The organism is Cupriavidus lacunae (assembly GCF_003353055.1).
Classification (GTDB): domain Bacteria; phylum Pseudomonadota; class Gammaproteobacteria; order Burkholderiales; family Burkholderiaceae; genus Cupriavidus; species Cupriavidus lacunae.
Genome location: NZ_QKWJ01000004.1, coordinates 42,071 through 54,874 on the forward strand (window position 1 = coordinate 42,071; position 12,804 = coordinate 54,874).

General features: G+C 67.0%; 12 protein-coding genes. 2 read left to right on the forward strand and 10 right to left on the reverse strand.

The window, feature by feature from the left end; genetic code table 11:
* Nucleotides 1-22: 22 nt before the first annotated feature.
* Entirely contained in the window at nucleotides 23-1,207 is a 1,185-nt protein-coding gene (locus tag DN412_RS05090) for an acyl-CoA dehydrogenase family protein (protein ID WP_115013506.1), read from the reverse strand.
* Nucleotides 1,208-1,218: 11 nt separating this feature from the next.
* Nucleotides 1,219-2,772 (reverse strand): AMP-binding protein, encoded by a 1,554-nt coding sequence (locus tag DN412_RS05095; protein WP_115013507.1) that lies wholly within the window; start codon nucleotides 2,770-2,772, stop codon nucleotides 1,219-1,221.
* 132 nt (nucleotides 2,773-2,904) lie between these two features.
* Between DN412_RS05095 and DN412_RS05100 the strand changes: the two genes are divergently transcribed.
* Nucleotides 2,905-3,801: a LysR family transcriptional regulator gene (locus DN412_RS05100; RefSeq protein ID WP_115013508.1), complete on the forward strand. Its 897-nt coding sequence runs from the start codon at nucleotides 2,905-2,907 to the stop codon at nucleotides 3,799-3,801.
* Between the two features lie 22 nt (nucleotides 3,802-3,823).
* Here the strand turns inward: DN412_RS05100 and DN412_RS05105 are convergent, their stop codons facing one another.
* From DN412_RS05105 to DN412_RS05120, 4 genes are all read right to left on the reverse strand, one after another.
* A complete protein-coding gene (locus DN412_RS05105) occupies nucleotides 3,824-4,828 on the reverse strand; it encodes a tripartite tricarboxylate transporter substrate binding protein (protein ID WP_115013509.1) in 1,005 nt (334 codons plus the stop codon).
* A gap of 61 nt (nucleotides 4,829-4,889) precedes the next feature.
* Complete coding sequence (locus DN412_RS05110) at nucleotides 4,890-6,056, reverse strand: acyl-CoA dehydrogenase family protein (RefSeq protein ID WP_115013510.1); 1,167 nt, start codon at nucleotides 6,054-6,056, stop codon at nucleotides 4,890-4,892.
* 20 nt (nucleotides 6,057-6,076) lie between these two features.
* Nucleotides 6,077-7,267, reverse strand: coding sequence for a CaiB/BaiF CoA transferase family protein (locus tag DN412_RS05115; protein ID WP_115013511.1), 1,191 nt, complete (start codon nucleotides 7,265-7,267; stop codon nucleotides 6,077-6,079).
* Between the two features lie 12 nt (nucleotides 7,268-7,279).
* Nucleotides 7,280-8,050, reverse strand: coding sequence for an enoyl-CoA hydratase/isomerase family protein (locus tag DN412_RS05120; protein WP_115013512.1), 771 nt, complete (start codon nucleotides 8,048-8,050; stop codon nucleotides 7,280-7,282).
* A gap of 118 nt (nucleotides 8,051-8,168) precedes the next feature.
* Between DN412_RS05120 and DN412_RS05125 the strand changes: the two genes are divergently transcribed.
* On the forward strand, nucleotides 8,169-9,005 hold the full coding sequence (locus DN412_RS05125; protein ID WP_115013513.1) for an IclR family transcriptional regulator: 837 nt from the start codon (nucleotides 8,169-8,171) through the stop codon (nucleotides 9,003-9,005).
* Between the two features lie 22 nt (nucleotides 9,006-9,027).
* Here the strand turns inward: DN412_RS05125 and DN412_RS05130 are convergent, their stop codons facing one another.
* From DN412_RS05130 to DN412_RS05145, 4 genes are all read right to left on the reverse strand, one after another.
* The gene (locus DN412_RS05130) at nucleotides 9,028-9,618 is read right to left on the reverse strand and encodes an OmpA family protein (protein ID WP_115013514.1); all 591 of its coding nucleotides are present in this window, start codon (nucleotides 9,616-9,618) and stop codon (nucleotides 9,028-9,030) included.
* A gap of 110 nt (nucleotides 9,619-9,728) precedes the next feature.
* Nucleotides 9,729-10,481 (reverse strand): S1 family peptidase, encoded by a 753-nt coding sequence (locus DN412_RS05135; RefSeq protein ID WP_161563981.1) that lies wholly within the window; start codon nucleotides 10,479-10,481, stop codon nucleotides 9,729-9,731.
* Between the two features lie 46 nt (nucleotides 10,482-10,527).
* Nucleotides 10,528-11,016, reverse strand: a complete 489-nt coding sequence (locus DN412_RS05140) for an RT0821/Lpp0805 family surface protein (protein ID WP_115013516.1) — start codon at nucleotides 11,014-11,016, stop codon at nucleotides 10,528-10,530.
* A 42-nt stretch (nucleotides 11,017-11,058) separates the two neighbouring features.
* Nucleotides 11,059-12,792 (reverse strand): serine/threonine-protein kinase, encoded by a 1,734-nt coding sequence (locus DN412_RS05145; RefSeq protein WP_115013517.1) that lies wholly within the window; start codon nucleotides 12,790-12,792, stop codon nucleotides 11,059-11,061.
* Between the last annotated feature and the right edge of the window lie 12 nt (nucleotides 12,793-12,804).

Here is a 12,804-nt window from a genome sequence, read left to right on the forward strand (position 1 = left end):
GGCGATCGCGCCGCCGGCACGGTCAGGCCTTCTGCTGCTGCAGCGGTTCGAGGATGGCGCGCGCAATGGTGTTGCGCTGGATCTCGCTGGTGCCGGTGAAGATGCGGAACATGCGCAGCTTGCGAAAGGTCTGCTCCACCGGATGGCCGCGCGTGACACCGACATTGCCGTGGATCTGCACGGCCTTGTCCGCGACCTCGAAGCAGCGCTCCGAGACAAAGAGCTTGCACGCGGCGGCCTTCATGCGCAGGTCCGCACCGGCATCGGCCAGCGCGGCGGTATGCGCGATCATGCTTTCGCAGGCCCACAGCGCGGCGGCCATGTCGGCCAGCATGTGCTGGATGGCTTGGAAACGCGCAATCGGCCCGCCGAACTGGCGGCGCTGGCCGGCGTATGCCAGCGACGATTCATAGGCCCTGGTGGCCAGCCCCAGCATGCTGGGGCAGTGCAGTAGGCGGTTCACGTTGATGCGGGACATGCCCAGCTTGAAGCCGTTGCCTTCACCGCCAAAGATATTGGCGCGCGGCACGCGCACGTTCTCGAAGCGGATGTCGCCGTCGATATGCTGGCCCGACATCGGCACGTATTCATTGCTCACCGTCACGCCCGGCAGGTCCAGGTCGACCAGCACCGCGGTGATGGCGGGCGGCGTGGTGGTGGCGTCGGTCACGCACATGACGATGGCAAAATCCGCGAACGGCGCGCCGCTGATGTAGTGCTTGCCGCCGTTGATGACCAGCGCGTCGCCATCGGCCACGGCCGAGGTCTTGATGCTTTGCGCGTCGGAGCCGGAATGCGTTTCCGTGAGCGCGAAGCAGGTCGATTTTTCGCCGCGGATCACGGGCTCGAAGTAGCGCTTGAGCTGGTCCGGGGTGGCGTACTTGAGCATATTGCCCACGCGCGGCGGCCCGCCCAGGTCGCCCAGCACGTGCGCCGCCAGCGTCGAGCCGCTGGCGGCCAGGTCGGCCTTGAGCGCGCATTGCTCCTGGATGTTCAGGCCCTTGCCGCCCAGCGATGTCGGCAGGCAGGCGGCATAGAAGCCCAGTTCGCTGGAACGGCGCCAGACATTGCGCAGGGTCTCGCGCGGCCATGGGTCTTCGGAGCCCAGGCCGAGCTCCTGTTCCAGCGGGCGCAGCTCTTCATCGATAAAGCGGCGGATGCCGGCGCGGGTTTCCAGCAGTACGGGATTGGTCAGGTGGTCGAACATGGCGGCTTCCTTCAGTTCACGCGGCGCCCGACGCCTTGCCAGTAGCGTTCGCGCACGATCTTGCGGGCCAGCTTGCCGCTGGCGTTCTTGGGCAGCTCGGCGACAAAGTCCACCGAGCGCGGCGACTTGTAGTCGGCGATGCGCTCGCGGCAGTGCGCGATCAGCTGCTGCGCGGTGGCCTCGCGCCCGGGCCGCAGCGTGACCACGGCCTTGACGCTTTCGCCCCAGGTGTCGTCCGGCACGCTGATGACGCAGGCTTCCAGCACGTCGGGATGCTGGTACAGCGTGGCTTCCACCTCGGTCGGATAGACGTTGAAGCCGCCGGAGATGATCATGTCCTTCTTGCGGTCGACCAGGTACAGGTAGCCGGCCTCGTCCACGCGCGCCATGTCGCCGGTGTGCAGCCAGCCGTCGATGACGGTCTCGCGCGTCAGTTCGGGCTCGTTAAAGTAGCCGTGGAACACGTCTTCGCCGCGGATCACCAGTTCGCCGATCTCGCCCACGGCGACCTCCTTGCCTTGCTCGTCGACCACGCGCACTTCGGTCTCGCCCAGGGCGCGGCCGCACGAGGCCAGGCGTTCGGGGTGGTTGGCGATGGCGTCGGCATGGTCGATGGTGGACAGGCGCGTGACGCCGGAGGTCGATTCGCTGGCGCCATAGCCCTGCGACAGGATCGGGCCGACGCGCTCCCAGGCCTCGCGGATGCGTGCCGGCGCCATCGGGGCGGCGCCGTAGGCCAGGGTCTTCAGGCTGGACAGGTCGGCCTGCGCCAGCGAAGGCTCGGCCAGCAGCATGTTGATCATGGCCGGGACCATGAAGACATGGGTGATGCGCAGCCGCGCCACCTCGGCCAGGAAGTGCGCGGGCTCGAATTTCTCGAACAGCACCAGCGTGGCGCCCAGGTACAGGTAGGGCTGCATCAGCATGCCGGAGGCGTGCGTGACCGGCCCGATCAGCGCCAGCCGGTCGCCGGGGCGGGCGGGGCGGTCCATGCCGGTCACCATCTTGCGCAGCGCCGCCATGCGGTTGCCGTAGCTCTGCATGGCAGCCTTGATCTTGCCGGTGGAGCCCGACGAGAAGTGCAGCACGGCCAGGTCGTCGGCAGCCGGGGCGATCTCCGGCAGCGTGGTGCCGGCGTTGGCCAGCAGCGCTTCGTATTCGACATAGCCCGCCGGGGCGTCGCCGATGGCGATAAAGGTCTCGATGCTGCCGAAGCCTGCCGTGGTGCGCGCGTAGCCGGTGTAGCCGGGGCCGGCGATCAGCACGCGCGGGGTGCAGTTCTCGACCACATCGCTGGCTTCGGCCGCGGTGAAGCGCGGGTTGAGCGCCGCCTTGACCAGCCCGGCCTTGTACAGCGCGCACTCCAGCTCGACCAACTCGGGCCGGTTGCGCGACTGCACCGCGACGCGGTCGCCGGGGCGCAGGCCCAGTGCCAGCAGCGCATTGGCCAGGCGCGTGGAGCGTTGGTCCAGCTGGCGATAGGTCACCACCCGGTCCTGGTAAAGGATGGCGGGCTGGTCGCCCCAGTAGCGCGCGGCGCGGCGCAGGAAATACGCGAAACCCATGCTGTCTCCGTTGATGCTTGATGATTCTGGCGAGCGTTTAGCGTGTGCTCGTGCGCCGTAGTCTGTAAGATGGAAGGCATCACCACAATGACGCGTTGGCTATAAAGTCATAGCCATCAGGAATGTGAGGCAATGGAGACGCGGGATATCGAATACATCCTCGCCGTGGCGGCGCACGGTGGCATCGGCCGGGCGGCCGACGTGCTGGGCATCAGCCAGCCGGCGCTGACCAAGGCCGTGCAACGGGTGGAGACACAGGCCGGGCTGCCGCTGTTCGAGCGCACCGCCAATGGCATGACCGCCACCTACGCGGGCACGCGCTTCCTGGAGCGGGCACGGCGCATCCAGCTGGAGTACGAGGACGGCATCAAGGAGATGCTGGGCATCCGCACCGGCGAGCAGGGCATCCTGCGCGTGGGCTATTCGCCGTCGATCCCGGGCAGCGTGATCCTGGGCGCTTGCCGGCAACTGGTGCGCGAGCGGCCGGTGGCACGGCTGCGGCTGCGCCGCAGGCTGGCGCGCGACCTGCTGGACCTGCTGGCGGCCGGGGAGCTCGATGTGGCGGTGGCACCGGCGCCGTCGGCCGCCTCATCGACCGGCCTGGCGGTACAGCCGCTCTTCGACGACCGGCTGGTGGTGGTGGCTGACGAGGGCCACGCCCTGCTGCTGCGGCGGCGCAAGCTGCGGCTGGCAGACCTGGCGGACCAGGAGTGGCTGCTGCCCGAAGGGCATATCACGCTGCGCCAGCAGGTGGACGCGGCGTTTCGCCAGCGCGGCCTGCCAGAGCCCCGGCCGCGCATCGAGATCGACTTCGGCAGCACGTCTCTGTTCGCGCTGATGCAGGGCACGCAGATGCTGAGCATCGCCAATCAAGGCGGCGATGCCATGCAGCACGGCCTGCGTGCGCTGCCGCTGGGCGTGGAGGAACTGGACCTGCGCCGGAATATCGGCGTGATCTCACGCGAGGGCGCCTACCTGTCGCCGCTGGCGCAGCGCCTGACGGTGCTGCTGCGCGAGCACAGCCGCTGAGCGGTCAGGTCCCGGGGCGCGGCTATTGCAGCGGGATCTTTGCCACTGCCGCCAGCCGCTTCCAGCGCTGGATCTCGTCCTTCAGGTACTGCCGCATCTCGGCCGGCGACGACAGGATCAGCTTGGTGGACTGGCGCGTGTAGTAGTCGCGCACGTCGGGGGCGTTGCCGGCCTGCGCAAACAGGTCCTGCAGCCGTCTCACCACCGCCGGCGGGGTCTTCGCCGAGACCGCCGCGGCCACCCAGTTGTAGGCCAGGAAGTCCTGCAGGCCGGCTTCGACGATGGAGGGCACGTCCGGCAGCAGCGGCGAACGCTGCGGCGCGGTAAAGGCCAGCGCGCGGACCTTGCCGCCGCGGACCAGTTCGATGGCGCCGGTGGCATCCACCACGGCAAAGTCGACATTGGCCGCCATCACGCCATTGATGGCGTCGCCCGCGCCCTTGTATGGCACGGCTGTGGTCTTGATGCGGGCGAGTTCGTTGAGCCACTCGGAGTAAAGCGTGTAGGAGATCGAGCCCGTGCCGTAGTTGAGCGCGCCGGGGCGCTTGCGGGCATCTTCGAGCAACTCTGTCAGCGTGCGGTAGGGCGAGCTTGTCGGCACGATGATCACGCACGGTCCGCGCGACAGCAGCGTGATCGGCGCAAAGTCCGTCAACGGGTCATACGGCAGCTTGCGGAAGGTGGCGGCGTTGGTCGACAGCGTGGAATTGCTGCCGATAAAGACGGTGTAGCCGTCGGCCGGCGCGTTCAGCGCGGTCTGCACGCCGATAAAGCCGTTGCCGCCGGGCTTGTTCTCCACCACCACGCCCTGGCCGGTCAGCTCGCCGATTTTCTTGGCGAACATGCGCGCGGTGGTGTCGGTGCCGCTGCCGGAAGGGAACGGCACGACGAAGCGGATCGGGCGGGCGGGGAAGGCGTCGGCGAGTTCGGCGGCAATTGCCGCCAGTGGCGCGGCAGCGCCGACCGCCGCCAGCGTGGCGGCGGCCAGCCCGAGGAAGCGGCGGCGGGAACGGAAAGCTTGTTGCATGCTGTCTCCTGAGTGTGGAAAGCCCGGCGTGTTCCCGCCGGTGCAAGGGTGGACGAGGGACTTAACGGCGCAGGCCGAGCAGGTCGCGGGCGATGACCCAGCGATGCACCTCGCTGGGCCCTTCGTAGATGCGCATCAGACGGGTCTCGTTGGCCATCTGCTGCAGCGGCAGTTCCTTGGTCATGCCCATCGCGCCGAAGGTCTGCATGGCATGGTCGATCACGTCCCAGGCCATTTCCGTGGCGAATACCTTGATCATCGATACCTGCGTGCGCGCCTCGTCGCCGGCGTCGATGCGGCTGGCGGCTTCATAGGTCATCAGGCGGCAGGCGTGGATGCGCGTGGCGGCGTCGGCCACCCACCACTGGATCGCCTGGCGCTGCGCCAGCGGCGCGCCGAAGGTCTGGCGCTGCGGCGCGTACTCGCAGATCATGTCCAGCGCCCGCTGTGCCCGGCCGATGCACCAGGCGGCCATCTGCAGGCGGCGCGTCGACAGCCGCGCCTGCATCGGCGCAAAGCCCTGGCCTTCGGTGCCCAGCAGCTGCGAGGCAGGGATGCGGCAGTCTTCCAGCACCACCTCGTAGGTCGATGTCCCGCCGATCATCGGGATGCGGCGCTCCACCCGGAAGCCCGGCGTGCCGCGCTCGACGATAAAGGCAGAGATGCCGCCGCGCGCGCCCCTGGCCTTGTCGGTTACGGCCATGACGATGGTCCAGTCGGCGCGGGCGGCGCGGCTGATCCAGATCTTGCGGCCGTTCAGCACCCAGTGGTCGCCATCGCGCTCGGCGCGCGTGGTCATCATGGCGGGGTCGCCGCCGGCGCCGGGTTCGGAGATGGCGATGGCCGACACGGTCTCGCCGCGCGCATACGGGGCCAGGTAACGTTCGCGCTGGGCCTCGCTGGCGGTCAGCATCAGCATGCGCAGGTTGGGCGAGTCGGGCGGCAGTTCGTAGGGCGTGATGGTCTTGCCGAGTTCTTCGTTGACGCCCACCATCGCCACCGCCGGCAGGTCGGAGCCGCCCATCTCCGTGGGGGCATCCAGGCCCCACAGGCCCAGTTCTCGCGACATCCCGTCCAGCCGCGCATGTTCTTCCGGCAGCAAGCTCATCTGCCCGCCAGCGGCTTCGCGCGCCAGCACCGCGGGCTCCAGCGGAATCAGCTGTTCGCGCACAAAGCGCGCGACCAGGTCCTTGAGCATCCGGTGCTCTTCGTCCAGTTCAAAGTTCATGCCTGTCTGCTCCTGATTCGTTATGGGTGGCTGGCGCCCTGCGCGATGCCCAGCTCCTGCAGGACCTCGGCGGTGTGTTCGCCCAGCGCCGGCGCGTGGCGGCGCAGCGAAAGCGGCGTGGCCGAAAAACGCGCGGCGGGCCGTACTTCGCGCAGCGGGCCTTCGGTGGGGTGCTGCGTTTCCTGGAACAGGCCGACGGCGCGCAGGTGCGGGTGGTCGACCAGGGAGTCCAGGCCGTAGATCGGCGTGGCGGGGATATCGAGCGACTCGAACAGCTGCATCCACTCGCCGGTGGTGCGCGCCGGCGTCAGCTCGGCCAGGTGCCCGTACAGCGCGCGGATATTGGCGTTGCGCTGCGCGCGGTCGGTTACCTCGAAGCGCTCGGCCAGGTCGTCGCGGCCCACCGCGCGGAAAAAGGCCTGCCAGTGGCGCTCGGTGTAGGGCAGGGCACAGATCCAGCCGTCGCGGGTCGGCGCGGGGCGGCGCCCGCCTTGCAGCAGGCGTGCGTAGCCGGCGCCAGTGGGTGCGGGATCGAAGGTCAGGCCCCCGAGGTGCTCGGCCATCACGAAAGCGGCCATGGTTTCCAGCATCGGCACCTCTACCGACTGGCCGACGCCGTGGCGCTCGCGGTACAGCAGCGCGGCCAGCACGGCATTGGCCAGCGCCAGCCCGGTGGTCTTGTCGGCGATCAGGCTGGGCACGTATTCCGGGCGCTCGCCGGTGGCGGAGCCCAGCGCGACCAGCCCGCAGCCGGCCTGGATGATGTCGTCGAAGGCCGGCTTGTCGCGGTGCGGGCCGTCCTGGCCGAAGCCGGTGGCCACGCAGTAGACGATGCGCGGGTTGGTGCGCGCCACCTCGGCATAGCCAAAGCCCAGCCGCTCGATCGCGGCCACGCGCATGTTGTGCACCAGCACGTCGGCGCCGGCGATCAGCCCGCGCAGCGCCTCGGCGCCCTCGGCGGTCTTCAGGTCGAGCACGACCGAGCGCTTGTTGCGGTTCAGCGCCAGGTAGATCGAGCTCATGCCGGGGTGCTGCGACACGCCGTTGGCGCGCATCAGGTCGCCCTCGGGCCCTTCGACCTTGATCACGTCGGCGCCAAAGTCGGCCAGCACCTGCGTGGCCAGCGGGCCGAGCACGACCGCGGTGAGGTCCAGCACGCGGATGCCGTCCAGCGGGCCGGCCGGCGTGGCGCGGGTGTCTTGTTCGCTCATCAGGCCACTCCCTCAACGGCGCTTGAACACAGGGGCGCGGCGCTCGGCCATGGCGGCCACACCTTCGCGGAAATCTTCGCTGCGGAACTGTCCGTGCTGGATCGCCAGTTCGCGCTGGTTGATCTCGGCGATGCGGTCGGCCAGGCCCTCGCGCAGCGTGGCGCGCGTGCTTTCCACGGCCAGCGGGGCGGATGCAGCGATCTCCTGCGCCAGGGCCATGGCACGGGCGTTGACCTCGGCCTTGGGCACAAGCTCGTCGGCCAGGCCGATCTCGACCGCGTCGGCGCCGGTGATGCGCCGGCCGGTGTAGAACAGCAGCGCGGCCTGTTGCTCGCCCACCAGCCGTGGCAGCGTCAGGCTCATGCCAAAACCGGGGTGGAAGCCCAGCCGGTTGAAGTTGGCGCTGAAGCGCGCCTCGGCGCAGGTCACGCGAAAGTCCGCCACCAGCGCCAGTCCCATGCCGGCGCCGATGGCGGCGCCTTCCACCGCGGCCACGATGGGCTTGCGGTTGCGGTAGAGCTTCATCGCGTGCGCATAGAAGCCCCCCGGGTCGTTGGCGACCTCGCCCTGGTCGGCGCCGCTGAAGTCGGCGCCGGCGCAGAACGTGCTGACGCCGGATGCCAGCACGATGGCGCGGCATTCATGGTCGTCATCCAGCGCCAGCAGGGTGTCGGCAAGGCGCCGCATGGTGTCGGCATCGACAAAATTATGCGGCGGGCGGGACAGGATGATGCGGGCGACGTGGCCTTCGCGGGTGACCTGGATATTGGCTTCGGATGACATGCTGGGCGCTCCTCTGTGGTGTGCCGGCTGGTTCGGTTTCAGGGCCGGGATGCACACAGTATTCGCATTGCGCCGCCGCGCCGCTATACTAGAATTTCACTTACTGAAATTATGGACGATGCCGGACCCTGTGCTGCCAGAGGCCTCCAGCCGCCGCGTGACTCACCAGACCGGCCGCTTTACCCGCGACACCGCGGGCAGCCAGTCGCTGGAGCGCGGGCTGGTGCTGCTGCGGGCGTTTCGCGTAGGCACCACCAGCCTGACCAATGCCGAACTGGCGGCGCGCACCGGCCTGCCGCGCCCCACCGTCAGCCGGCTGACGCGCTCGCTGGTGGATGCGGGCTTCCTGCGCTACGACGTCAACGAGCGTGCCTACCGGCTGGCGCCGGTGGTGCTGAGCCTGGCCGATGCCTTCCACCAGTCCAGCCGCGCGCCGGACATCGCGCTGCCGCTGATGCGCAAGGTGGCCGAGGCCGGCAAGGTCAACGTGGGGCTGGCCGTGGGGGACCAGCTGGAGATGGTGTACCTGGCGTCGATCCGGCACAGCCGCGACAGCGTGTCGCGCACGCGGCGCGTAGTGCCGGGAACACGCGTGCCGATGGAATTGACGGCGATCGGGTTGTCCTGGCTGGCGGCACAGCCTGAGGGGGTACGCGAAGATCTGCTGGCCGGCATCGCCGCGCGCCAGGGCGAGGGGTGGGCCGGCATGCGGGCCACGGTGCTGCGCAGCATCGCGCAGGCGCAGCGGCATGGCTATTGCACCGCGGCCTACCAGCCCGGACATCTGCTGGCCGTGGGGGCCGCTTTCTCTGGCCCGGACCAGCAGCTGTATGGGCTCAATATCAGCTTCCCGTACAGCGAGAGCGAGCGCAGCCGCGACAATGCCCGCCATGCGGCCCAGCTGGCGCGGCTGGTGGCGGACATCCGGGAAGCCTGGCGGCGCGCCGCCGGCTAGCCCGCACTGGCGACAAAGCCAGTCAATCCTGCACGGTGACGATGGTCACGCGACGATTCTCGGGTGCAGCGGGGTTTTGCAGATTCAGCGGCTCCGTAGATCCTTTGCCGAGCGGCGTCAGGCGGTCCGCGGCGACCCCCCCCTCCGCTGTGAGGTACTCCGCCACTTTCGCCGCGCGGCTCTCGGAAAGCTTCAAGTTGGCATTTGCCGAACCGCGTGGGTCCGCATGCCCTTCGATACGAAACTTGTATGGTGAGAGCCTGTCCGAGCGCAGCGCGCGGGCGACCTTGCTGAGCGCGGCACGCGCACCTTCGGTCAGTTTCGAAGAGTTGCTCTTGAACGTGATCAGCAACTGTGCGGACGGATCTTTTGTGGGGCTGGCAGCTTCCGGCGCCGCATAGGCATCGCGGTGCATGATGCCAAGTGTCTGATCCCTGTCGGCCTCCCTTGGCGGAGTCAGGGCATTGGTGATCGCTTCCTCGTTGATATCCTGCTCGTTCATGACCCTATCGTCGGCGCGAGCGGCAGGCCAGGCAGCCAGGATGCAGAGCGCCATGATCGGTATGCGCAGCCAGCGCTGCACACCGAAAGTGACATGCGTGATCTTTGCCATATTGGATCTCCAGGTATTTGCGTGCTTCCACGCCAGTGCGACGCGCCACCACGAACGTCGCCAATCATCAGAGGCAGCCGATGGCATTCGCCAGTCCCGTTCAAACACGCCTATTCCAGGCATTGAACGAGTGCCGAAATCTGGCGGAGTCTCGTGCCTGGCTTCATTTCCGGAACCTGAAGCGTGGACGGCGCCGGCGCGCCTTGCCTGGCGTTGAGGAATCGTGCAAGGTCCTCTGCGCAAACGGCGACGCTGAGTTCCGGGTTGTTGGCAAACCGGCCCACGATCATGCCAACCAGTACCCCGCTTGCGTCGACAACGGCGCCCCCGCTGTTGCCTTCATGCAGGGCGGCGCGCAGTACCAGAAGGCGATGGCCCTTGGGCTTTGCGGTGCCGCGCAAGTATCCACGGGTCATGACAGGCTCGAGCGGCGACGACGGCGTGAGGCCAAAGCCGATCGTATAGACCGACATGCCCTGATGGACGGAGATGGCGAGAGGTCGTGCAGGCATCTTCACGGCGTGGTTCGTTGCGAGTAACGCCACATCCAGTTGGTCGTCGATTGCCACCAGGGATGCATGCAAGCTCGTCATGTCGAGTGGCCAGACGTTGATCCGCTGGCATCCGCGCACGACGTGCGCGCTGGTCAGCATTTCACCAGACTGGGTGACAAAGAACGCCGTGCCACTGCGAAGCATCCCGTCGTGGCTCTTTCCCGTCCCGGCGGCGCGGCTTGCAAGCTCCGTGGTGACCGCGGCGTTCATGGCGCCGACGAGATGCCCGTTATCCAAAAGCTCGGCGCGTGCCGTTCCCGCGCACACGCTCCAGATACCGATCCATCCCATTGCCAGTAGCAGGGACAACAGTAAGGAACGTGCGTCTCGGTGCATGACCAGATGCGGAAAATGACTACTGGCTGGCAAGCACCCACTCACCGTTCGCGTTACGACATGCCTGTGAGGTCTGTTCGTACGTCTTTCCTTCTTTCACATAGGTCTCGCTGAACTTCCGGCATGTCTGGGCATTCGGAGACTTCGAATACCCACTGAGCGGCTTGATGGTGCCGGAATTTCCCGTCTTTGCGTTATGCCAGGTCTTTGGCTGGTTGTTCGGGGTGGTCTGCAGGGCATGTCTTAGTGCGGCCTCGCGCGCTTCGCGGTCGCGTTCATCCATCTCTTTGCCAATAATGCCGCCAAGCAGTGCACCGGCCAGGCCGCCCGCGACAATGGCGCCCGCGTTGCCATGGCTGAGAATTCCGCCGAGCGCAGCACCCGTACCAGCACCGATAAGCGCGCCGGAGGTGGTCTTGTTCATGCCGGTCGACTGGCCCTCCGCGCATCCCACAAGAATCGCGCTGGCCGCCGCGGCGCAGCCAACTGCGATGGTCCAATTGTTCATGGCATTCTCCCTCTGACTACCCCGTAGGACTCCCCTCAACGACTACAATGCCCAGACACCGACGCGAGCCCGTCTTGCCTCCTGCTCGGCGGTGACGTATCGCGCGGGCGCACCGTCCCTTGAGCGAGCCCAGCCATTTCGAATGGCATGCTCGCCAATATCTTCCCCATCCGCGAAGCACTGAAAGCCCTTGTCTTTTGCAAAACACTGAAGCTGGTTGCCCTTGCCCTTGAGGTAACGCTGCATTGCCTGGGCCGGCTTTCCGTCTTCGCCGCGGATGGAGGACAGGTTGACGATCTTCCCTGAGACAATCAGTGCTCCCGAATCTAGGACCTGGGCGACCTTTCCCTCAAGGTCTGGCCTGGCTTGCTGCGCTGGCGGATTACTGCCGTTCGGTCCTCTCGGGGGCGACGACGGGTTCGCCGGGGCCGAAGGTGTCGGGATCAGAGCGATCGGCGGAAGATTGATCGGCTGCTCCTCCGCTGGTGGTTCGGGCACGGCAATCTGGTGCGGCACGTCCTCGGTCGACGAGGTCGATGGGGGTGAGGGTTGCGGCTGCCGCATCAGTACCATCATGAGTATGCCTGCGCCAACGATCAGGCTGGCGGCGGTCGCGCCGAGGGCGAAAACGCGAGACCGCGGGCGCGCCAGGACCGAATCCGGCCCGATGGACGTGCTGTAGGTTGTCGGATGCGCAATGAGGCGGGAATGCGGTTCTGTTGCAGCCGGCGGAGGTACTGGCGATGCCGCGGCATTGGCCGTGCGCTGAGCGGAATCCACATGGCTGCGCAGTCGGGTGCCTGTATTCACGTCTGGGTTCACGCCAGTGCTCACGTCCGGGTTCACGCCAGTGTTCACACTTTGGTTCGTGCTTGTGTTCACGCCTGCAATACTGGTCGCCCGAAGGTCTAGCGTGTTGTATGTCTGCAGCACCCCCTCGCGCACGATATCCGGCGCATCCGCAAACAGCGGCAAAGCCGCCAGTGCGCGGCCAAAGTCTTCCACCGTGTCGAACCGCTCCTCAGGCGCCTTGGCAAGCGCCCGCATCAGTGCGTTTTCGATGCCGCGATCGAGATCCGGACACAATAGGGCCAGCGAGGGCGGTACGGCTTCTACCTGCGCGCGGATCAGCTCATAATCGCTGGTCGCGTTGAAAGGCAGTCGCCCGGATATCAGTTCGTACAGGACCGTGGCAAGGCTATACAGGTCGCTGCGGCCGTCGCCCTCGTGGCCGCGCAATTGCTCCGGCGAGGCGTAAGCCAGTGTGCCGACGACATCGCCCTGTTGCGTGAGGCGTTGCGAACCCTGAATGCGCGCAATGCCGAAATCCATGATTTTCAGCGTGCCGCTTTCCGTGAGCATCAGGTTAGACGGTTTGATATCCCGGTGAATCACGCCCATCTTGTGCGCGTAGCGCAGGCCCATGATGGCTTGAATGATTACCGCGAGGCTATCCCGCACGGGAAACTTGCCAGTGCGCTGCAGGATGGTCTCCAGCGTGTCTCCGTGAACCAGCTCCATCACCATGCACATGGTGTCGCCATCCTTGAACAGCGCATACAGTGTCGTGATATTCGGATGGTTCAGCTTGGCAAGGCTGGTCGCCTCCGCGCGAAAGCGGTCCAGGAATCCCTTGTCGAGGCTGAGCTCAGGCCGCAGGGTTTTGATCGCTACATCACGCTCAAGCTCGGTATCGAAGGCGCCATAGACTTCGCCGATCCCGCCACGCCCCAGCAGGGTGCGAATTTCGTAGTGGCCGATCTGCCTGACTGACATGGCGAATCCATC

Coding starts and splice junctions, on each gene's coding strand:
- DN412_RS05090 (WP_115013506.1), bottom strand. CDS start 1,207: ATGTTCGACCACCTGACCAATCCCGTACTGCTGGAAACCCGCGCCGGC.
- DN412_RS05095 (WP_115013507.1), bottom strand. CDS start 2,772: ATGGGTTTCGCGTATTTCCTGCGCCGCGCCGCGCGCTACTGGGGCGAC.
- DN412_RS05100 (WP_115013508.1), top strand. CDS start 2,905: ATGGAGACGCGGGATATCGAATACATCCTCGCCGTGGCGGCGCACGGT.
- DN412_RS05105 (WP_115013509.1), bottom strand. CDS start 4,828: ATGCAACAAGCTTTCCGTTCCCGCCGCCGCTTCCTCGGGCTGGCCGCC.
- DN412_RS05110 (WP_115013510.1), bottom strand. CDS start 6,056: ATGAACTTTGAACTGGACGAAGAGCACCGGATGCTCAAGGACCTGGTC.
- DN412_RS05115 (WP_115013511.1), bottom strand. CDS start 7,267: ATGAGCGAACAAGACACCCGCGCCACGCCGGCCGGCCCGCTGGACGGC.
- DN412_RS05120 (WP_115013512.1), bottom strand. CDS start 8,050: ATGTCATCCGAAGCCAATATCCAGGTCACCCGCGAAGGCCACGTCGCC.
- DN412_RS05125 (WP_115013513.1), top strand. CDS start 8,169: ATGCCGGACCCTGTGCTGCCAGAGGCCTCCAGCCGCCGCGTGACTCAC.
- DN412_RS05130 (WP_115013514.1), bottom strand. CDS start 9,618: ATGGCAAAGATCACGCATGTCACTTTCGGTGTGCAGCGCTGGCTGCGC.
- DN412_RS05140 (WP_115013516.1), bottom strand. CDS start 11,016: ATGAACAATTGGACCATCGCAGTTGGCTGCGCCGCGGCGGCCAGCGCG.
- DN412_RS05145 (WP_115013517.1), bottom strand. CDS start 12,792: ATGTCAGTCAGGCAGATCGGCCACTACGAAATTCGCACCCTGCTGGGG.